Annotated in this window: 18 protein-coding genes; 8 read left to right on the top strand and 10 right to left on the bottom strand. The window is 64.9% G+C overall.

Annotation, left to right across the window (positions count from 1 at the left end; genetic code table 11):
• Positions 1-26: 26 nt before the first annotated feature.
• Positions 27-866, bottom strand: coding sequence for an amino acid ABC transporter permease (locus ABD059_RS07050; RefSeq protein WP_343878662.1), 840 nt, complete (start codon positions 864-866; stop codon positions 27-29).
• 17 nt (positions 867-883) lie between these two features.
• Positions 884-1,816, bottom strand: a complete 933-nt coding sequence (locus ABD059_RS07045; RefSeq protein ID WP_343878661.1) for an ABC transporter substrate-binding protein — start codon at positions 1,814-1,816, stop codon at positions 884-886.
• A gap of 154 nt (positions 1,817-1,970) precedes the next feature.
• Between ABD059_RS07045 and ABD059_RS07040 the strand changes: the two genes are divergently transcribed.
• On the top strand, positions 1,971-2,702 hold the full coding sequence (locus ABD059_RS07040; RefSeq protein WP_343878660.1) for a GntR family transcriptional regulator: 732 nt from the start codon (positions 1,971-1,973) through the stop codon (positions 2,700-2,702).
• Here ABD059_RS07040 and ABD059_RS07035 read toward each other — a convergent pair.
• Positions 2,679-3,875 carry a benzoate/H(+) symporter BenE family transporter gene (locus ABD059_RS07035; RefSeq protein WP_343878659.1) on the bottom strand — a complete coding sequence of 399 codons (1,197 nt, stop codon included), beginning with the start codon at positions 3,873-3,875 and terminating at the stop codon, positions 2,679-2,681. The two genes, ABD059_RS07040 and ABD059_RS07035, sit on opposite strands and share 24 nt — an antisense overlap.
• Positions 3,876-3,968: 93 nt before the next feature.
• Between ABD059_RS07035 and ABD059_RS07030 the strand changes: the two genes are divergently transcribed.
• A complete protein-coding gene (locus ABD059_RS07030; RefSeq protein ID WP_343878658.1) occupies positions 3,969-4,511 on the top strand; it encodes a helix-turn-helix domain-containing protein in 543 nt (180 codons plus the stop codon).
• On the opposite strand, the gene ABD059_RS07025 is transcribed toward ABD059_RS07030, so the two are convergent.
• Positions 4,489-8,046 carry a TM0106 family RecB-like putative nuclease gene (locus tag ABD059_RS07025; RefSeq protein WP_343878657.1) on the bottom strand — a complete coding sequence of 1,186 codons (3,558 nt, stop codon included), beginning with the start codon at positions 8,044-8,046 and terminating at the stop codon, positions 4,489-4,491. The genes ABD059_RS07030 and ABD059_RS07025 overlap by 23 nt on opposite strands.
• 183 nt (positions 8,047-8,229) lie before the next feature.
• Here ABD059_RS07025 and ABD059_RS07020 point away from each other — a divergent pair, with 183 nt between their 5' ends.
• A complete protein-coding gene (locus ABD059_RS07020; protein WP_343878656.1) occupies positions 8,230-8,688 on the top strand; it encodes a DUF3817 domain-containing protein in 459 nt (152 codons plus the stop codon).
• A gap of 36 nt (positions 8,689-8,724) precedes the next feature.
• Positions 8,725-9,093 carry a 2-polyprenylphenol hydroxylase gene (locus ABD059_RS07015; protein WP_343878655.1) on the top strand — a complete coding sequence of 123 codons (369 nt, stop codon included), beginning with the start codon at positions 8,725-8,727 and terminating at the stop codon, positions 9,091-9,093.
• On the opposite strand, the gene ABD059_RS07010 is transcribed toward ABD059_RS07015, so the two are convergent.
• The 3 genes from ABD059_RS07010 to ABD059_RS07000 are packed head-to-tail and all read right to left on the bottom strand — an operon-like array spanning position 9,090 to position 13,716.
• Positions 9,090-9,731 carry an MBL fold metallo-hydrolase gene (locus tag ABD059_RS07010; protein WP_343878653.1) on the bottom strand — a complete coding sequence of 214 codons (642 nt, stop codon included), beginning with the start codon at positions 9,729-9,731 and terminating at the stop codon, positions 9,090-9,092. The two genes, ABD059_RS07015 and ABD059_RS07010, sit on opposite strands and share 4 nt — an antisense overlap.
• Positions 9,722-12,544 carry an FAD-binding and (Fe-S)-binding domain-containing protein gene (locus ABD059_RS07005; protein WP_343878652.1) on the bottom strand — a complete coding sequence of 941 codons (2,823 nt, stop codon included), beginning with the start codon at positions 12,542-12,544 and terminating at the stop codon, positions 9,722-9,724. Before ABD059_RS07005 ends, ABD059_RS07010 begins: the two co-directional genes overlap by 10 nt.
• A gap of 20 nt (positions 12,545-12,564) precedes the next feature.
• Positions 12,565-13,716 (bottom strand): glycerol dehydrogenase, encoded by a 1,152-nt coding sequence (locus ABD059_RS07000; RefSeq protein ID WP_343878651.1) that lies wholly within the window; start codon positions 13,714-13,716, stop codon positions 12,565-12,567.
• A gap of 167 nt (positions 13,717-13,883) precedes the next feature.
• Here ABD059_RS07000 and ABD059_RS06995 point away from each other — a divergent pair, with 167 nt between their 5' ends.
• From ABD059_RS06995 to ABD059_RS06985, 3 genes are read left to right on the top strand one after another with little or no spacing between them, the layout of a single operon-like run.
• Positions 13,884-14,204, top strand: coding sequence for a putative quinol monooxygenase (locus ABD059_RS06995; RefSeq protein ID WP_343878650.1), 321 nt, complete (start codon positions 13,884-13,886; stop codon positions 14,202-14,204).
• Positions 14,205-14,241: 37 nt separating this feature from the next.
• Positions 14,242-15,036, top strand: coding sequence for an IclR family transcriptional regulator (locus ABD059_RS06990; RefSeq protein WP_343878649.1), 795 nt, complete (start codon positions 14,242-14,244; stop codon positions 15,034-15,036).
• Between the two features lie 20 nt (positions 15,037-15,056).
• A complete protein-coding gene (locus ABD059_RS06985) occupies positions 15,057-15,455 on the top strand; it encodes a hypothetical protein (protein WP_343878648.1) in 399 nt (132 codons plus the stop codon).
• 32 nt (positions 15,456-15,487) lie between these two features.
• On the opposite strand, the gene ABD059_RS06980 is transcribed toward ABD059_RS06985, so the two are convergent.
• Genes ABD059_RS06980 through ABD059_RS06970 form a run of 3 tightly spaced genes read right to left on the bottom strand, consistent with a single transcriptional unit; the run spans position 15,488 to position 18,725 of the window.
• Positions 15,488-17,086 (bottom strand): GMC family oxidoreductase, encoded by a 1,599-nt coding sequence (locus tag ABD059_RS06980; protein WP_343878647.1) that lies wholly within the window; start codon positions 17,084-17,086, stop codon positions 15,488-15,490.
• Positions 17,083-17,685, bottom strand: a complete 603-nt coding sequence (locus ABD059_RS06975) for a gluconate 2-dehydrogenase subunit 3 family protein (protein WP_343878646.1) — start codon at positions 17,683-17,685, stop codon at positions 17,083-17,085. The genes ABD059_RS06980 and ABD059_RS06975 overlap by 4 nt, the downstream gene beginning before the upstream one ends.
• A 2-nt stretch (positions 17,686-17,687) precedes the next feature.
• The gene (locus ABD059_RS06970) at positions 17,688-18,725 is read right to left on the bottom strand and encodes an NAD(P)-dependent alcohol dehydrogenase (protein ID WP_343878645.1); all 1,038 of its coding nucleotides are present in this window, start codon (positions 18,723-18,725) and stop codon (positions 17,688-17,690) included.
• A gap of 338 nt (positions 18,726-19,063) precedes the next feature.
• Here ABD059_RS06970 and ABD059_RS06965 point away from each other — a divergent pair.
• Positions 19,064-19,303 (top strand): hypothetical protein (locus ABD059_RS06965; protein ID WP_343878644.1); only part of this gene is annotated, 240 nt, incomplete at its 3' end.

The raw sequence follows: 19,303 nt of genomic DNA, 5'->3' as shown, positions 1-19,303 counted from the left end.
AGTTTGAGACAATCAACAACATGGTGCTAGCCGCCTAAGAAACTATCAACCCCACGAGTCAACCAAACCGTGGGCAGTCCCAGGTACCAAATTGTGGCGACCGCCAGAAGAGGTATCACCTGATAGTTGGTCGAGTAGATAATCTGTGCAGAGAACAGAAGGTCGCTCAAGGCAATAACGCTCACTAAGGAGGTCGTCTTCAGCATCGAAATCACCTGGTTCGATGTTGGGGGAACAATTATCCGCATTGCCTGGGGGATAACAATTCGTTGATTCACCTTCGACGGTTTCATTCCGAGTGCTTGGGCAGCTTCTCGTTGCCCCCTATCTACACTGGAGATGCCATTTCGGATAATCTCCGACATGTAGGCTGCTTCGTGCAGGGACAGGGCAAGAACTGCCGCTGTGAACGGGCTGATGATCTGGTTTGCATTCAGTGTCAGGAAGGGGTCGGCGCCTGGGAGCCCCAGCACCACCTCGGGAAAAAGTGCTGAAAGGTTGAAGAAGAACAGCAACAGCACCAAGAGTGGAATACCGCGGAAAAACCAGACGAAGGTACTTGCGATCCATCGCAAGGGAGGGCTGGGAGATAGGCTCATCAGCGCGAAAACTCCGCCCAAAAGGGTTCCGATAATCATGCACACCACGGTCAACAGGAGAGTGTTGCCGATACCCGCGATGATGGTCGGCGCAAATAGATGATCAAGAATGACTGGCCATCCGAACCGTTCGTTACCCAGAATCGCCACGACGACGGCCACCGCTGCTAGGAGGACAGCGGCAGATAGGATCAAACGCCCGACGTTTGTTCGAGCGATGACCTGCGGAACAGATGTTGACTTCGAGTTTGTCGGTAGGGCGATCATTTGGACCTCTCTCACCGCTACTTCTTGATTTCTGACTGCTCAATACCCAGATCCACGATTCCGTAGCTCTCTAGCGTCTCCTGATAGATACCGGTCTCAATCAAGTCGTTCATCGCAGCGTGGACTGCTTCCACCATGGGCGAACCTTCGGGCAGACCGATACCTAGTACCGACCCCGCGGTCAAATTCTCCCCTACTTCTACTTGATCGTTTTGTCCTGCTGCATAGTGGAGGATGGCGCTGTCTGCAGCGACTGCGTCGATTCGGCCGCTGTTCATGGCCAGAATCGCTTTTTGCTGGTCAGGGAATTCCTGAATGTCTATGGCATCGGAGCCGGCTTCCTCACAGGCTTCCGACAGGCCGGGCATTACCTCCGTCTGTTGGAACGATCCGATGGACACTCCGACCGAGCTGCCACACAAATTGTCCGGAGACAAGCCTTTCGGGTTACCGGTTGGGAAAGCTAGGGAGCTCGCGCCGAAGTAGTACTCAACGAAGTCCAGTACTTCTTGCCGCGCATCAGTTATCGCCATGTTGCTAGCGGTGAGGTCGTATCGTCCAGCCTGCATTCCCGGGATGATCTGATCGAGCGACACGCCGTGGACTTCGACATCCAGCCCGAGGACCTCGCCAACCTGGTTCATAATGTCAACGTTGAAACCCACCAACTCCCCGCTCTGCTGATCGGGGTACCCCAGCGGTGCCATGCCGATTGTGGTGGCCATCTGCAAGGTGCCCGCATCAGCAATGTCTTGGGGAACTAATGCAGCAGCCGTTTCATTGACCTGCGCCACCGCGCGGTCTCTTTCGGGTTCGGCACTGGATTCAGCGGGTGATTCCGCCGCGGAACATCCAGTGAGTACAGTCAGGGAGATCGCCCCGGTTGCTACAAACAGTTGAAGGGAAGATAGCTGAGATTTCACTTTAGGCCTTTCGGTGGTGTGTCGCATGTTACATGTCTTAGTAACGTAGGTTACACAACGAGGAGGGCTGAGACAAGGCATTCCAGCGCTTCTGGATCAATGAGAGCTGTAGAAGAAATGCGCGGGCCATTCGTACATCACATGCCATCTGTCGCGTATTACGTTGCCCTATGATCGGTAGATGGACACTCCCGGCCCCGGCTTGAAACGCATTGAGAACAACAGGTCACTGACGCAGAGGGCCGTTGAATCAGTCCGGGAGGCAATCCACAACGGGACGCTTCAGCCGGGTGAGTTGTACTCTGTCTACAAAATTGCAGAAGACCTTGGGGTGTCGCGGAGTCCTGTACGTGAAGCCATGCTCCGCTTGGAAGAGACCGGACTGGTCCGTTTTGAGCGCAACAAGGGGTTTCGGGTGGTGTTTCCAGGCCCACAGGAACTAGCCGAAATGATTGCGGTGAGGATTGCCCTCGAAGTTCCAGCGGCTCGTCGAGCAGCAGCGCGCTATTCCGCCGGTGCGGAAGTCGACGTGAGACTCCACCAAGAGTGGCGAGCCATGAAAGCCGCCGCCGAGCTTGATGACGAGCGCCTCTTCATCCATCATGATCAGCGACTACACGGCATAATCCTCGAATTGGCAGGAAGCGCCTATGTGCACCGGATTGTAGAGAACCTACGAGATGCAACGCGGCTGGTGGGAGCATCGACGATCAGGGGGTCTAGGAACTTGCAGCGGGTGTATGCGGAGCACACGCCGATCGTCGAGGCGATTCTGGCTGGCAATGTGGAGGATGCTGGGGAAGCGATGGATTTTCACCTACGCGAAACCGGCCGGATTTTATTGCAGGATGCGATAGAGCGAGACGGATCCATGTTTGACCTGGCAACGCTATGGGCGCGGTTGATCGATTGACTGGCGCTCCAGCACCCAGCGGACCAGCAGGCCTGCGATCAGGGCCCAGAACGCGCCGCCAATCCCTGCCAGGCTTAGCCCTGATGCGGCGACAAGAAAAGTCACGACGGCACTCATCCGCTGGCTGACCTCTGCCAGCGCTGCTGCCAGCGCCGTCGCCATGGTGCCCATCAACGCCAGCCCGGCCACCGTCTCGATCAGGCCGGGAGGTGCTGCGGCGACCACCGTTACCAGCGCCGCGGAGGCGCCTGCAAGCACCAGGTAGCAACAGCCAGCACTGACTGCCGCGATCCACCGACGATTGCGATCGTGCCCAGCCGTCTCACCAGCGGACAGTGCCGCCGACAGCGCCGCGAGATTCATGGCATGGCCGCCGAAAGGCGCTGCCGCCACGGTGCCGAGGCCGGTGACGAACATCGACGCGCGCCAGGGTGTGCGGTATCCAAAGGAAGCAAGAACCGCCACCCCTGGCACATTCTGTGAAGCCATCGTCACGATGTACAGCGGCAAAGCGATGCTGGCCATCGCCTGAATACTGAATTCGGGAGTGGTGAGCTCAACCGTTGGTGCTGCGGCAGCCCAGTCGAGGGTGATTCGGTTGACCACCAGATACCCGGTGATCACCAGCAGGGCGCCCAACAGGGTCAGGGGCACGGCCCATCGTGGCGCGAACCGTGTTCCGGCCAGCCAGATCAGGATCAAGGGCAGCACCAGGAGGGGGATGCTGCCCAAAGCCTGGAACGGCGCCAGACACAGCGGGAGCAGCACCCCAGCGAGCATGGCCTGCGCCAGGGCGGTTGGAATGCGGCCGATCAACCGACCCAGGACAGGGACCGCGCCGGTGGCGACGATCAGTGCGCCCGTAACAATAAAGGCGCCGACGGCGGCGGGCCACCCGCCGTCGTACGAGGCCGCACCCGCCAGCAGTGCCGCGCCCGGGGTGGACCAGGCCAGGGTGATCGGAAGCCGATAGACGGTGGAGAGGAGGATCATTCCGGCGCCGAAGATCACAGTCAGCGCAAGGAGACCCGACGCTGCCTGCTGCTCGGTGGCACCGGCTGCCCGCAAACCGGCCAGCACCACGGCGAAGGACGAGGTGAAACCAACCAGCGCGGTCACCACTCCGGCGAGCGCTGGTTCCCGGAGGGTCGTGTGGGTTGCGGTGGGCGGCACGGGTGTGGTCTCGCAATCTGTACGGATGGTTGAGTTCCGAAAACACCAGTTCTGTATACGGAACGCTGCTATCCTAGCCGGAGGAGGCCTTTGATGACTACTAGATCCACCCCCAATCGGCTGACCGCAGTGGGACGGACCATCAGGACGCTACGTTCAGAGCAGGGCATTTCCCTGACGGGCTTGGCGGCGCAGGCCGGGATCGGCAAGGGAACGCTGTCCGAGTTGGAGACCGGCCAACGCAACCCCACGCTTGAAACGCTGTATGCACTGGCCGCGCCATTGCATGTGCCGCTGGCGGTGCTCCTGGGTGAGGAACCGGGTGCGGAGGCCAGCGACGACGCGGTCAGCGCTCGGCTGATGGGTATCCGCCATCACGACGACGGCGGCATCACCGAAGTGTACTGGCTCACCATTGCGCCGGACGGTTCGCGGGTATCGCCCCCGCACGGCCCGGGCGTCATCGAACACCTGCTGGTGGTCCGCGGCAGTGCGCGGGTGGGCCGTGCCGCCGAGGAACTCACGGTCACGGCCGGTGAGTCCCATGCGTGGCGCAGCGACGACCACCACTCCTACGCCGCGGCAGGGGAGGGCGCCGTAGCGGTCCTGACCATCAGTTCACCGCCGCCGGGCTAAAGCTGCGTCCGGCTCTCGTGCTGCACAAACCAATAAAAGCCCCCAGCTCCTCCAACTGTTCTGGCCGGGACGGTAAATGGTGGGTGAGTTCGGGGGAGCGGATCACGACTGCCCGCCATTGCCCACGGGACACTGCAACGTTGATCCGGTTGCGATTGAGTAGGAAGCCGATCCCTCGTGGCGCCTCCGCGGCGGATGAGCAGGCCATTGACACGATCACCACGGGGGCTTCCTGACCCTGGAACCGGTCGACGGTTCCCACTCGGACACCGTTCAGGCTGGCCGCCTCGAGCTGGTTCTGGATTTCCTGTACCTGAGCGTTGTAGGCGGCAACCACCAGGAGGTCGTCAGGTCCCAGCGGACGCGGCACCTCGTCGGGGCCACCCGTCCACAACACCCCGAGGTGGGCCTTCACCTGGCTGACCACCTCAGCAGCCTCCTGGGGTGAGGATGTGGTGTTTCCGGAGTGTTCCACCATGACGCATTCAATTCCTGCAGGTAGTCCAGCAAGGAATCGCCCGACCGCGGCAGGAGCCGCCTCAAGTTTCCCGTCGTACGACAGGCGGGAGACCGCTGCACAGAGATCGGGGTGCATCCGCCAACTGTCGGCCAGGAAGTAGCCGAACTCCGGCGGGAGGGTGGCGTGTCCAGCTGACAGCCAGCCCAGGGCCGAGGTGTCGACCGGTTCGGGATGGCTGCCCTGGGTGACCTGGGGCAGTTGCTGGGGATCGCCGAGCAGTACCAGTCGTGTGGCGGCCCGGGATACGGCGAGCGTGTTCGCCAGCGAGTACTGGCCTGCCTCGTCGATGACCAGGAGGTCGAGTGAACCGGGCGGTACCTTGCTGCCGGTCATGGTCCAGGCGGTGCCGCCCACCAGGGCGCCACCGGACGAATCGAGTAGTTCCGCCACACCCTCGTCGGTCTTGTGTTCCCAGGGGGCGTGGGCATCGCTGGTCTTCTTGGCCGTCCGGCTCGTGGGAACGCCTGCCGTGATCGCCTGCCGGATCAGGTGCTCCACCACCTTGTGGGACTGCCCCACCACCCCCACCTTCCAGCCGCGTGCCACGAGGGCCGCGATCACATGGGAGCCGACGTAGGTTTTACCGGTGCCAGGAGGTCCCTGCACCGCAAGGTAGGAGTGGTCCAGGGCTGCGACGGCGGCGGTGATGGCGGTGATGTAATCGCCGTCGACCACCTCCGGCAGGGACTGGGGGCCCGACAATGTGGGGTTGGCCCGGCGCAGCACCTCCAGGCCAGGATTGCGGGGAAGACCGGGCAGGGCAGAGCCCACCTGGTGGGCCAGTTCGGACAGGGCGGCGCGGATGCTCTTCGTGGCGATGGGTTGGTCGGGGGTCAGCGCAACGGGGGCCTGACTGTACTCGGTGCCGCCTTTTCTCAGCTTTTCCCGGACCTCCAGAACATCCCTGACCCCGTCGTGGTCCCGGCCGATCACCTCGGTACCGAACCAGCCGGCCCGGAGCAAGGTTCCATCATCGTCGGCGGCCAGATCCTCGGGCAGCGGCTGGTCATACATGCGGAACAGGGACTTGCCCGGTTCGAAGTCGGATCCCTCCGCGGCTACCCCGGACAGCCGGAGGGTGCGGACCGGGTTGCTCCGGGGGGTGGGCTTTTCCCAGTCGGTGAGCACCTCGGCCCGCTGCACCACAAAGACGTTCCGGGTATCAGCCCAGTCCTCAACGGCCTTGTCCATCCGATCGAAGTGCTCCCACCAGAACTGCTTGTCCTCGCGGCGGTGATAGCCGACGGCGGCGGCGACCATCGCGACGGCCTGCTCATCGGCGGTTAGGGTGTGCGTCAGCGGGAGATTCTCCAGATAGTCCAGCAGCCGGCTTTCCTCAGGGCTGGGATCCTGCACTTCGGTGGGTGTCTGGGTGCGCGACGCTGCGGGACTGATACCCCGCTCCGTGGCGCGGTCCAACAGCCAGTTCCGGAGCCGGAGGGTTGAGAGGCAGTCGTATTCGTTGTAGTCGCGGATACCCGCAAGGATCTCGGCGGCCAGCGCCTCGTCCCCGGCATCCCGGGCGGTGCAGTAATCCGCGTAGGCGACCACTGAGGCCCCGGCGTCCACCACGTCCCCGCTGCGCAGATTTTCCCCCATATACAGGGGTTCAAGCTTTTTGATGCTGTAGGAATTCTCGGAAATCCTCAGACTGTGGCGCACCGTTTCGTACAGGTCCACCAGAACGCCGTCGCGGAGGAGCGCGTCCACCGCGTCCTCGCCCACCACATGGGCCAGGGACAGGTTCCGCAGCGCCGTCTTCTCGTAGGAGGCGTAGTGGTAGATGTGCAGGTCCGGGTACTGCGCTCGCCGTCGGGCGACATAGTCGAGGAAGTCGGTAAAAGCGTGCCGTTCCTCGCCGCGGGAATGGGCCCAGAGCGGCAGGAACGGGGGAGGGTCGCCGGGACGGTCGGGGTTCTCGACTACGCCGAACAAATACTCAAGCCCCCACCGGCCGGCGTCGTCCTGCCAGAGCGGGTCCCCCTCGAAGTCGAAGAAGATGTCGCCGTGGCTTGGCGCGGGAAGTGCCGCGAGGGTGTGGTCCGGCAGCACCCGGTAACTCAGCGTGGTGGGCAGGCCATCCTTGCCGGTGTACTCGACGCTGCCATCAGGGTGGGCGGTACCGGTTTGCATGCGGGCCTGGTCACGGAGCCGGAGCAGGCTCCTGTCAGTAGCCGGGACCTCCAGCGCGGCAAGCTCATCGATGGTGTGGATACCCTCGGCGTGGAGCTTTGCCCGGCGGGTGGTACTCATCCCGCCTACCAGCAGCAGGTCACGGGTCTCGGCGACTTTGATCTGGCAGTAGGGGCAGCGCCCGCAGGCGCTGTGGTCTGCGCTGCCCCACCGCACCGGCTCAGGCTGGTGGCGGTGGCGGCTGATCAGGCGCAGGAACCGGTCCCGGCGCTCGCGGAACACGGGCAGAATGTCTGAGAGGCTGTGGATGCTGTGCGCCCCATTGCCCAACACCAGGGTGACCTCCGACGCCGTCGGGATGCCGGCCGCCAGCAGCTGATCCCCGTAAGCCGCCAGCTGCAGGAGAGCGCTGACTTTCGCGTGCCGGGCCAGCTTCGTGTCCCACACCGCGTAGGAACCCTCGGCGGTCTTTACCAGGAAATCGGACCGGCCGTGGAACTGGCCGTCGAAGAATGCGGCCTGGAAGACGACGTCTGCCCCGGACCTCAGCGCGGCTATCGACTCCCGGTGCTTGTCTTCCAGCAGGGCACGTTCCATGCCGGCTGCGGGCACGACGTCGTACACGCCTGTCCCGGCAGCCGGATTCCACGGTCCGTGCTCGGCCACCAGGGCGTCCAGGACCTTGCGCTCATGAACGTCGCCCAGGACGGCGGTGCGCTCCAGCATGGCGTCGACGTCGAAATCCGGTCGGGTGGAGCGGCCCAGCTTCTCGTCGAGGACGGACAGCAGCCGGTACTCACAGTCGGCGGCCGTCACCAGATCGGTGGCCGAAAAAACCAGGTCCGGCAATGCACCGGGGACCGTCGGGTCGAGAAGAAACACTGTGCCTCCCAGCGGCTGCAACCTTGGAGCTGCTCACGGTATCAGGACGCTCTCAGCTAACCATTTTCCCCTGACAGTTTGGCGGGCAGCCCGGGCACATGTGACATTTCCAACGCCAGTCCGGTGGGGGCGGGCTCGGCGCCCTGCGGTATTTTGGAGGGACCGACCCCTTTGGAGAGACGTATGAGCCCCCGCATCCTATTCCGCATCGTCGCCGTCGCTGAGGCCCTGACCTGGACTTTCCTGCTCCTGGCCATGTTCCTCAAGTATGTGACCCAAACCACCGAGGCGCTCATTTCGCCTGCCGGCGGAATCCACGGGTTCGTTTTCCTGGTGTTTGTCGTGGTCACGGTCTTCGTCTGGGTGAACCAGCGCTGGTCCGCCACCACCGGTCTGCTGGGCCTGCTCTCCGCCGTGGTGCCGCTCGCGTCCGTCGTGTTCGACCAGACCATGGAACGCCGCGGGAAGCTCGACGGCGGCTGGCGGCTCGCTCCCGGAGCTGACACCCCGCGCGGCCCGATCGAACAGTTGCAGGCCTGGGTGCTGCGCAAACCGCTGATCGCCGCGCTGGTGTCAGTGGCGGGCATCGCGGTGGTCTTCGCCGCCCTGCTCGTCATCGGCCCGCCGGTCCCCAGCAGCTAGTACGTTGAGACCACACCACTTCACCGATAGGCGGGCATGACCAGCACACCCCAGACGTCCGACGACGACCGGTTCTTCCTGCACGAAGGCAGGAAATGGCGCCGCGCCGATCCGAGCCTGCCCGACGACGTCGCCAAGCAGTTGCTGTCCCAGCTGGGTCGCGCCCGCTCAGCAGTCAATAAGTACCGCAAGGCCAAGCAAGAACCCAAGGTGAAGGACGCGCGACGCCGCGTGCAGATCGCTAAGGAAGGCCTCGGTGAACGGGGCACGCCCTGGTGGGAACAGTCACCCGCCGAGCGGCAGGACCGTTGGGAGAAAGCCATTAAAGCCCTCGATGACCTGAGGACCCCCGACGAACCGGCAATGGACTCCACTCCTAAAGAATCTGCCCCTAAAGACTCCTAGCGGATCCCGGTTTTCGTCGGCGCGCTGTGCCCGGCGCAGATCCACCGCACCCCGCCGTCGGCGATCCTGGCCCGCAGCAGTTCCTCGGTCTGCCGCGCCTGTCCCGGGTCGCTGATGGTCAGTCGGTAAAACTGCTTGAGCTCACCGTGTCTGGAGACGGCCACCGCATCCCCAGAAAAGAGCACCTCGCCGAACTGGAACGCGAAGTGGCCAGGGGTGTGGCCTGGCGTCGGGAAGGCTGTGAGCCCCTCGGCGATGGTCTGTTCACCGGTGAGCTCAGCCACTCCCGCCGGGTAAGCGTTGGGGAACACCCTGGCCAGGAAGCGCCTGAAACGGGTGGGCGGGGGAACGTCCCCGCGCAGGATGGCTGCGTCGGCGGCGCCGAGCCAGACCGGGACCCCGAGGGTTTGCTGCAGCTGCTTCGCCACCCGCGTGTGGTCGGCGTCGTAGTGGGTCAGGAGGATGTGGGTGACCGGTCCAATTACAGGCTCCGCGTCGCGCAGTTCGGTGAGCAGGGCAGCGTAGCCGCCCGGCATGCCGGGGTCGATCACTGCGGTGACCCCGGGGGCGCTGACCAGATACCCGTGTGCCCCCTTCGAATGTTCGAGCTGGTAGCAATTCGGAGCGATCACTCGCATGGGGGGATCCTCGTTCTTTCCTCAAGTAGTTCAAGGATATGGCGATAATCCTCGCCGGTGGCCCGGGTCATCCCGAGTTCACAGGTGCGGTTGCAGGAGGCGTGGGCCGAGGCGTTGAAACCGGCGACGTCGGCGGCTTGCTGGCTGGTGGCGGACGCGGTGAGCTCGGGGTGCAGCATCCCGCGGTCACCGGCGAACGCGCAGCAGCCCCACGTTTCAGGGATCAGCACTTCACGTGCGACGACGCCGGCCACCGCCTCCAGCGCCGGGTTCAGGCCCAGCCGCGTCGAGGAACACGTGGGATGCAGCGCCAGCGACTCGAGCGGTTCGACAATGCCCAGCAGGGGCAGCACCCGGTCGGCCACAAACTGCACTGCATCCAGCACCACCAGCGGTGACCGGCCGGCCGCTTCCAGCTCACGAGACGCCTGGTCCAGGACGCCGCTGAGCCCCTCCGTGCAGGAGGAGGCGTCGCACACGATCGGGAGCTCGCCGTCGTGCGTTGCCTCCAGCAACGCCGCGACGGTCTTCGCCCGCATCGTGGCCTCACCGGCGGCCATGCCCTTCGACGACCAGGGTGTCCCACAGCACAGCCCATCAATCCCGGCCGGTACCAGCAGCGACAGCCCCGCGCGCTCGCAGAGCACCGCGAAACTGTCCTGTACACCCGAACCGGTCCCGGCCGGCCCGAACATTGTCCCGACGCAGGCCGGAAAGTACACGGCGTCGGGTGCCGCGCTGGGGGCCGGTCGCGCCCGTCGGGCCCCACCCGACGGCAGCTCGGCGGAATACAGGGGCACCGTGTCGTGCCCCAGCACCGTCCGGGCGAGCTGGTTCGCCGGGACGACGACGGCGTCGGGAACCTTCGCTGCGGCGTCGAGCACCAGCCCGCCGCCGCGGGTGACCAGGTTCCACCGGTGCGCTGCCCCGCTCCACGCCAGGTTTGCGGCTCGGCCGGCATCGTCGCGGCGCAGCCGTTTGACCAGTGACCCCGTGTTGATCTCCACCGGGCACGCGGTCTGGCACATGCCGTCGACGGCGCAGGTCTGGACCGACTCGTAGTCGTAGTCGTCCTCAAGCCGCGCCGCCAGGTCAGTGTCGCCGTCGAGCCGTGCCTGCTCGATGGCACGCAGGGTCACGATGCGCTGGCGTGGGGTAAGGGTGATGTCCTTGCTGGGGCAGACCGGTTCGCAGAAGCCGCAGGAGACGCAGCGATCCACCTCGGGGGCCACCGGTGGTGCGGTCTTGATATGGCGGAGGTGGGCCTCCGGGTCGTCGTCGAGGATGATGCCCGGGTTGAGCATGCCAGCCGGGTCAAACAACTGCTTGAGTTCACGCATGACCGAGTACAGCTCATCGCCGTACTGCCGGCGGACGTACGGAGACATCATGCGGCCGGTGCCATGTTCGGCCTTCAGCGACCCGTTCTCGCCCAGCACCAGATCCACCATGTCCTCGGTAAACGCACGGTACCGCTCCAGCTCGTCGGGGGCAGCGAACCGGTCGGTGAGCATGAAATGGATGTTGCCGTCCTTGGCATGCCCGAAGATCACAGTGTCGCTGTACCGGTGCTCACCGAACAGCCTGGTCAGTTCGGTGCAGGTGCGCGCCAACGCCGGGACAGGGACCACCACATCCTCCAGCAGGGCCGTGGTGCCCGGCGGTCTGGCCCCCGACACCGACGCATACAGGCCCTTGCGGAGTTGCCACAGGCTCGCCCGGGCCGCCGGGTCGGAGCTGAACCGGGCAGGTTCGCTCAGCCCGAGACCGGCGAGCAGCCGTGACTGGTCGCCCTGCAGGTCGTCCAGTTCAGCAACCGACGACGCCGAATACTCCACCAGCAACGCGCAGTGCTGCAGAATATCGAGGCCGCGGACGACGTCGGGAGCCCCCGTCAGGGTCTGGCCCACCTTCAGGGAGACGGCGTCCATCAGCTCAGCGGTCGCCGCCCCCGAGTCGACCAGGGCGGGCAGGGCTGCAGTCGCGGTTTCCAGGTCCGGGAACACCAACAAGCCCGTCGCCGCGAACCCCGGGCGGGGAATGGTGCGGAACACCGCCTCGGCGATGAAGCCCAGGGTGCCCTCGCTGCCGACAATCAGATGGGCCAGCATGTCGGCGGGGGTGTGAAAGTCGAGCAGCGAGTTCAGCCCGTACCCCATGGTGTTCTTCATGGAGAACTGGTGGCGCACCGTCCGTACGGACGCGGGGTTATCCCGTAGCCGCTCGGATAGCCGCAACAACCCGTCATGAAGGTCGGGTTCCAGCGCCCGCAGTCGAGCGTCCGCGTCGGGGGCCGCGGTGTCGACGACGGTACCGCTGGGCAGCACCACCGTTACCGACTCAAGCGTCCGATAGGCATTGTCGGTGGTGCCACAGTTCATTCCCGACGAGTTGTTCGCCACCACCCCGCCGATGGTGCACGCCGCTTCGCTGGCGGGATCCGGGCCGAACTTCCGCCCATACCGGGCCAGCCGCGCGTTGAGCGCCCTCACTGTGACACCAGGCTGGACCCGCACCCGGGCGCCGTCGTCGAGCACCTCGATCTCCCGGAAGTTCCTGCGCACGTCGACCAGCACGCTGTCGGTGACGGCCTGCCCGCTGAGGCTGGTGCCGCCCGCGCGGAGGGTCAGCGGAATGCCCTGCGCGGCGCTCGCCCGGAGCAAGGCCCCCACCTCGGCAGCGGTGGACGGCACCACCACCGCCTGCGGGATGAGCAGGAAGTGCGAGGCGTCGTGGGCGTTGGCGTGCAGGTCGATGGCGCGGGTCTTGACCTGCCCCGGGTCGGCGACTGCGGCGCGCAGGGCGTCGAGCATCTGCGGCGCCGCCCGGGTGCTCAGTGTGTCGCCTTGTACTGCACTGGTTCGGGCAGTCCCGCTTGGCGACGGATGCCGGCAGACAGCCGTTCGATCGACTTCAGGGCGCTCGTGAGGTCGTCGACGCCCACGGGGAAGGGCATGTTGTGGATGGTTTCGCCGGGCACCGTTGCCGCTTCGGCGACCCGCCGCAGGTCCTCGTCATCGTCGGTGGACAGGCCTATCTCGGTCAGTGTGTTCGGCAGCCCCACCCGGGTGGTGAATTCGACGAAGTCCCTGATGTCGGCGCTCGGTGCACCTTCAAGGACCAGCTGGGTGAGGGACCCAATGTTGACTTTCTGTCCGTGCGCCAGCCCGTGGGTCTGGTTGGCGGCGGTCAGCCCATTGTGGATGGCGTGGGCGGCAGCCAGCCCGCCTGACTCGAACCCGAGCCCGGACAGCAGGGTATTGGCCTCCACCACCTTCTCCAGGGCGGGGGTCACCACGTTGTCGCGGACGGCGTCGAGCGCTGGAAGCGCGTTTTCCCACAGCACGTCCCAGGACAGCCGTGCCAGGGCTGTGCCGGTCACGGTGGGCAGGCCGCCGGCCATGGTGTTGGCGAAGGATTGGCTGGTAGCCCGGGCTTCAAGCCAGGTGGCCAGGGCGTCGCCCACCCCTGCGGCCAGGAACGACGCCGGCGCGTTGGCGACCAGCTGCGTGTCCACCAGCACCAGATCCGGGTTGCGGGGGAAGAAACGGTACTCCTCAAAGACGCCGTCGTCGGTGTAGATCACCGACAGGGCGGAGGTGGGTGCATCGGTGGAGGCGACAGTGGGGACGGTGACCCAGCGGATCCCCGCCGCGTAACCCGAGGCTTTGACCGCGTCGATGGTGCTGCCACCGCCCACTGCCACGATCACATCGGCCTGATGCTCGGCGATCAGGGCGGTCAACCGGTTGACCTCGTTGGCGCTGGGGACCCCGCCGAACCCCACCCGGGTGGTCGGGAGGCTGGCGGCAGTCATGGAGGCTTCGACGTCGTGCGCTACGAAACCCCAGACCAGATCGTCCGCCACGATCAACGGCTTGCTGCCCAGCGGGGTGAGGAATTCACCCACCCGGTGGATGGCCCCTTTCCCCTGGACATACCGGGCCGGGCTGATCATGGTGCGGACCTGCATCGGACTACTCATCTCAATCTCCTTCGATAGAGGGCTGTTCCACTGCCAGCGTAGGCCTGCAACGCGTCAACAGCACCACGCATTCTCACAAGGCGAGAACCGAAGTTGGAGGCTGCGGTGATTAACGGCAGACTGCTGGAAACACGAGCTCAATCCCACGACCCAAAGGCAGGCGCGCAATGATCTTCATCGTCGTTAAATTCAACGTCAAACCAGACTGGACCGACCGGTGGCTCGACCTCACCCGCCAGTTCACCGAGTCCACCCGCAACGAACCGGGGAACCTGTGGTTCGACTGGTCGTGCAGCGTGGAGAACCCCAACGAGTTCGTCCTGGTCGAAGCGTTCCAGGACGACGCCGCCGGAGACCACGTCAACAGCGCCCACTTCCAGCAGGCGATGAAGGACATGCCGCAGGCATTGGTGGAGACTCCGCAGATCATCAGCGAGAAGATCGCCGCCGACGGGTGGGGTCGCATGGGTGAGCTCACCGTCGAGTAGGTTGCCGATGACTTGACGGACCGGCGAAGATGGGGGCATGGGACGCAATGATGCTCTGACCGGCATGGCTTCGGTACAGAAGGCTTTTGCGCTGCTCGACGTCGTCGCCGCCGACGAGCGTGGACTGACCGCCAAGGAAATTGCGGCAGCCCTGGAGATGCCGCTCCCCAGCGTGTACCGGCTCCTGAAAACCCTGGTTGAGTCACGGCATCTGGTCCATTTGAAGGATGAGAGCCGCTACGCCCTCGGCTACAAACTACATGCCCTGGATGCGTCGCTGCACCGCCAGATCGGAACGCCGTCGGCCGTTGCCAGGCTGGTGCTTGAACTGCATTCGAGAGGCGACGCCGCCGCCTACTATGCGGTGCATCGCGGCGATCACATTGTGGTGGCCCACGTGGTGGATTCCCCGACCCGGCGACGCATCACCCCCATGGGCTTCGGCTTCAACGACGCCGCCCATGCCACCGCGTTCGGCAAGATCCTGCTCTCCGGGATGGACGCCACACGGCGACGCGCGTTCCTCGCCCGGCAAGGGCTGCCGGCCATGACGTCCAACACCATCAGGACCCGCGACGAACTGGAGCTGGAACTGGAAAAGGTCAGCGCGGGCGGCATCGCCGTCGAGCGCGAAGAATTTATGATCGGGTCATCCTGTTTGGGCGCGCCGGTGCGGAACGCCGCCGGGCAGATCGTGGGATCCGTTGCGGTGTCCCTTGACGCGGCGGACTTTGATCGGCGGTCGGGGCGGATCGCTGTGCTGCTGCGCGACACGGCCGACAAGGTGGGCCGAGCGCTCCGGGCCACCTCAGTGTTGCCGCAGCGTCAATAGATTCTCGATAGCATCAAACTATGGAGAACCAGTCTCAGTTGTGGGGTGTCATTACTGAGGTGCTGACGTGGGTGGGGCTGGTGCCGGGGATCCTGCTGATCCTGGTCGCCTGGATTATCCGCACCTCCCAGCTCGGCTGGACCGCCACTGACGCAGTGGTTTTCGTCTCTGGTGAGGGCATCGGCTATCGCTGGCATGACCAGGAATACGAGATCCGCGAGGACCTGTTCTCTTTCAGGGAGGGCAAGGACCTGGTGCCGGGCACCGAATTCACCCTCTACTACAACCGGCGGGACCCCGACCAGTACTCCCTGACCGAACCGGTCCCGCCAGCGCACTCGCTCAGGATCCTTGGCTGGGTCCTGACCGGGATTGGTGCGGCCGCCGCGGTGGCGGGGTTCGTGCTGATCTTCGTGTGATGTTCCGGTGAATGGGGTCCCGCCGCAGTGCCTTACAGGGCCGACGTTGCCAGCTGCTCCGCGATGTACTCCGCCTGCCGGATCGCCAGCGCCACGATGGTCAGGGTCGGATTGGCGGCCGCGCCCGTCGTGAACTGGGAACCGTCCGACACGAACAGGTTCTTCACATCGTGGGTCTGTCCCCACTGGTTGACGACGCCGTCTTCCGGACGCTCGCTCATCCGCGCCGTTCCCATGTTGTGGGTTGCCGGGTAGGGCGGGGTGTGGTGCGAGGATAGGGCGCCGACCGCCTCGTAGAGCAGTGACGCCTGCTGGTAGCCGTGGTTGCGCATCGCCGTGTCGTTGGGGTGATCGTCGAAGTGGACGTTCGGGACCGGCAGGCCCAGCCGGTCCTTCACGCTGGTGTTCAGCGTGACCCGGTTGGTCTCCTGCGGCATGTCCTCGCCGACAATCCACAGACCCGCCGTGTTCTCGTAGTCGTCGAGCAAGGACGCGAAGTTCGGACCCCAGGCTCCCGGGTCGGCGAAGCTGGCCAGGAACGCCGGACCCAACGCGATGGTCTCCAGGTAGTAGCCTCCCGAGAAGCCGCGGTCGACGTCGTGCCGGGACTCGTCCGCGACGAGGCCGGCCATCGTCTCCCCGCGGTACATGTGGACCGGCTTGTCGAACTTGGCGTATACCGAGCCGGTGGTGTGGCGCATGTAGTTGCGGCCCAGCTGGCCTGAGGAGTTGGCCAGCCCATCCGGGAACAGGGGAGACCCGGAGAGCAGCAGCAGGCGCGGGGTTTCGATCGAGTTTCCAGCCACCGCCACGAGGCGGGCCTTCTGCTGCTGGAGGTTCCCGGCGTCGTCGATGTACATGACGCTGTCCACGGTGCCCTCGGGGGTGTGGGTGATTTGCACGGCGTGGCAGTTCGGGCGGAGGTCCAGCTTCCCGGTGCGCAGCGCCTTCGGGATTTCGGACACCAGGGTGGACCATTTGGACTTGTTCTTGTCGCCCTGGAAGTTGAAGCCGTCCTGGATGGAGGCGGGCCGGCCGTCGTAGGGTTCGGCGTTGGTGCCGTACGGGCCGGTGGCGTAATGCCGGTAACCGATCCGCTCGGCGCCGGCCGCGAGCACCTTGTAGTTGTTGTTGGCGGGCATCGGCGGGCGCCCATGGCGGTGGGTGCTGCCGATTTTCTGCTCGGCCTTGTCGTAATACGGTGCCAGATCGTCGAGGGTGATGGGCCAGTCCAGCAGGTTGGCGCCGTCGATCCGCCCGTAGGTGCTGCGGGTCCTGAACTCGTGGGCCTTGAACCGCGGGGTGGCGCCGGACCAGTGGGTGGTGGTGCCGCCCACTGCCTTCACCAGCCAGGCGGGCAGGTTGGGGAAGTCGCGCGCAATCCGCCAGGTGCCCGACGTCGTCCGCGGGTCCAGCCAGGCCATCTGGTTGAACGATTCCCACTCGTGGTTGATGTACTCGTCGTGCTTGATGTGGCCGCCCGCCTCGAGGACCACCACCTTGATGCCCTTCGCGGTGAGTTCGTGGGCGAGGGTGCCGCCGCCCGCCCCGGAGCCGATGATGACGACCACCGAGTCGTCGTCCAGGCCGAAGTGTGCGCTGTCAACGTGTTCAGCGGTCTCGTTACTCATATGGTCTGTGCTCCTTCAACTTTGTCCTGGCCCTTGAAGAGGTCCTCGACGGGCTCTTCGCCGGTGCTGTCTGCGGCGTCCCTGACCCGCTGCGGTGCGTGCTGCGCAATGTCGTAACCGAGCGGCCCGATTTCGGTGAGCGGCTCGTCCGCCTCCTCGACCCGGGGGTTGGGGAGCCAATCCAGGTCATCGAATCCGCGGTGCAGGTAGCCGCCCTTGGAGAATGACTCGCCCTCGTAGCCGAAGACGTCCCAGACTTCGGGGTCGTCATAGAAGTTCAGGACGGTGGTGCGCCGGATGAAGCCGAAGAACTCGAGGTCGGCGATGCGCTGCAGCACGGCGAGGGCGCGGTCGTCGGAGAGGTCGAGGAAGTTCTCGCCGCCCTGCTGGTTCAGGGTCAACAGCCCCTGGGTCAGGGCCACCCTGAACCAGGTGGATTCGTTGGACTCGGTGATGATCTTGTCGGCCATCCGCTCGTACGGCCCGTCCGGGATCTTCGGGTGCGGGAACGACACCCGGATAATCCGGACCAGGATCCGCCGGGCCTCCTCCGTCAGCTGCAGCTCATTGAGCGTCGAATACTTAGCGGGATACGCCATTGTTAACTCCCTTGGGTGTGGTTGGGAACGAGAATGCCACGGCCGACCAGCTGTCCGCTGTCCAGATCGTGCATCGCCTGGACGGCGTCTTCGAGGTCGTACGTCTGGGTGTGCAGGGTGACCTGGCCCTGCGCGGTGAGGGTCATGAGTTCCACGAGGTCGAGATAGGTGCCCACGAGATTTCCCACGATGTTGATTTCCCGGGAGATGATCTCGATGGTGTCGATATTCACTGCCCCGCCATACCCGATCGTGTAATAGCTGCCGCGGTTCCGCAGCACGTTCAGCCCGAGTGCCTCGGTGCCGTGTTCGCCGACGAAGTCGAACACCACGTGCGCGCCGCCGCCGGTGATCTCAAGGAGCTTCCCGCCGTCGCCCGCCTGGGACAGGGTGTGGTCGGCGCCGAGGGCCGTCGCCAGCTCCAGCGCCTCCTCGGACGTGTCGACGACGGTGATCTGGGCTGCGGTGAGCGCCTTCAGGGACTGGATGCCGATGTGGCCCAGCCCGCCGCTGCCGATCACGACCGCGTGGGTTCCGGGGTGCAGCAGGGGCGCGGCCTTGCGGACCGCGTGATAGGCGGTGAGGCCGGCGTCGGCCAGGGCAGCGATGTCGGCGGGCTTGAGCGACGGGTCGAGTTTCACGACCGAGCGGGCGTTGGTCTTCATCACCTCGGCCATCCCGCCGTCGACGTTCAGGCCGGGGAAGGTGGAGTTCTCGCAGTGGGAGTCCTGGCCCTCCCGGCAGGCCAGGCAGAGGCCGCACGTGACAATCGGGTGCATGATCACGGTGTCGCCCGGCTGGACGTTGGTGACGGCGGAGCCCACCTCGCGGACCCAGCCAGCGTTCTCGTGTCCGAGAATGTAGGGCAGATTGGGGTGCTGGATGGCGTCCCACTGCCCCTCGATGACGTGCAGGTCGGTGCGGCACAGGCCCGCAGCGCCGATGTCGACGACGACGTCCCACGGGCCGGTCACCGCAGGTTCCGCCACGTCGTCGATCAGCGGGTCTTCCTGGTAGCGGTGTACCCGAACGGCTCTCATGGTCCTCCTCGGCGATGGCGTACGCGGGGAGGTTCCGACGGACTTCCGGCGCTGTCCCAGCGGTGAACGAGTGCTGATGCAAGTGTGCCCGGCGTCACATCGATAGGGAAGGGGGCTTATCGCGGGGTGAGAATCCCGCTGCGGAGCTGGAGAGGTGGTGGCCCGGCGGTCTGGAAAAGTGGCCGACCCGCATCGAAGCGGTGGGGCCACCACTAGCCTGCGGGGCCGCCACTTTTCCGGGTGCGCAACGCCAGTGTGTACGACTGTATACAGCATTTTTGGGTTTCGGGATATGATGGGTTTCAAAGGCGTAACCAATCCTGGAAGGGATACTAGCAATGACTGCTGTCGACACATTCGGTTCCAAAGACGTACTCGAGGTAGCGGGAGCTGAATATCAGATCTTCCGCCTCGACGCTGTAGAGGGATCAGAGAAGCTTCCCTACAGTCTCAAGGTGCTCCTGGAGAACCTGCTCCGCACCGAAGACGGTGCCAACATCACCGCCGACCACGTGCGTGCCCTGGCTAACTGGGATCCCGAGGCTGAGCCTGACACCGAGATCCAGTTCACTCCGGCC

Origin of the sequence: Arthrobacter flavus, from assembly GCF_039526005.1 — a bacterium.
GTDB lineage: Bacteria > Actinomycetota > Actinomycetes > Actinomycetales > Micrococcaceae > Arthrobacter_D > Arthrobacter_D flavus.
The sequence above is the reverse complement of the archived record's forward strand: the minus strand, read 5'-3'. Positions and strand labels throughout refer to the sequence as shown.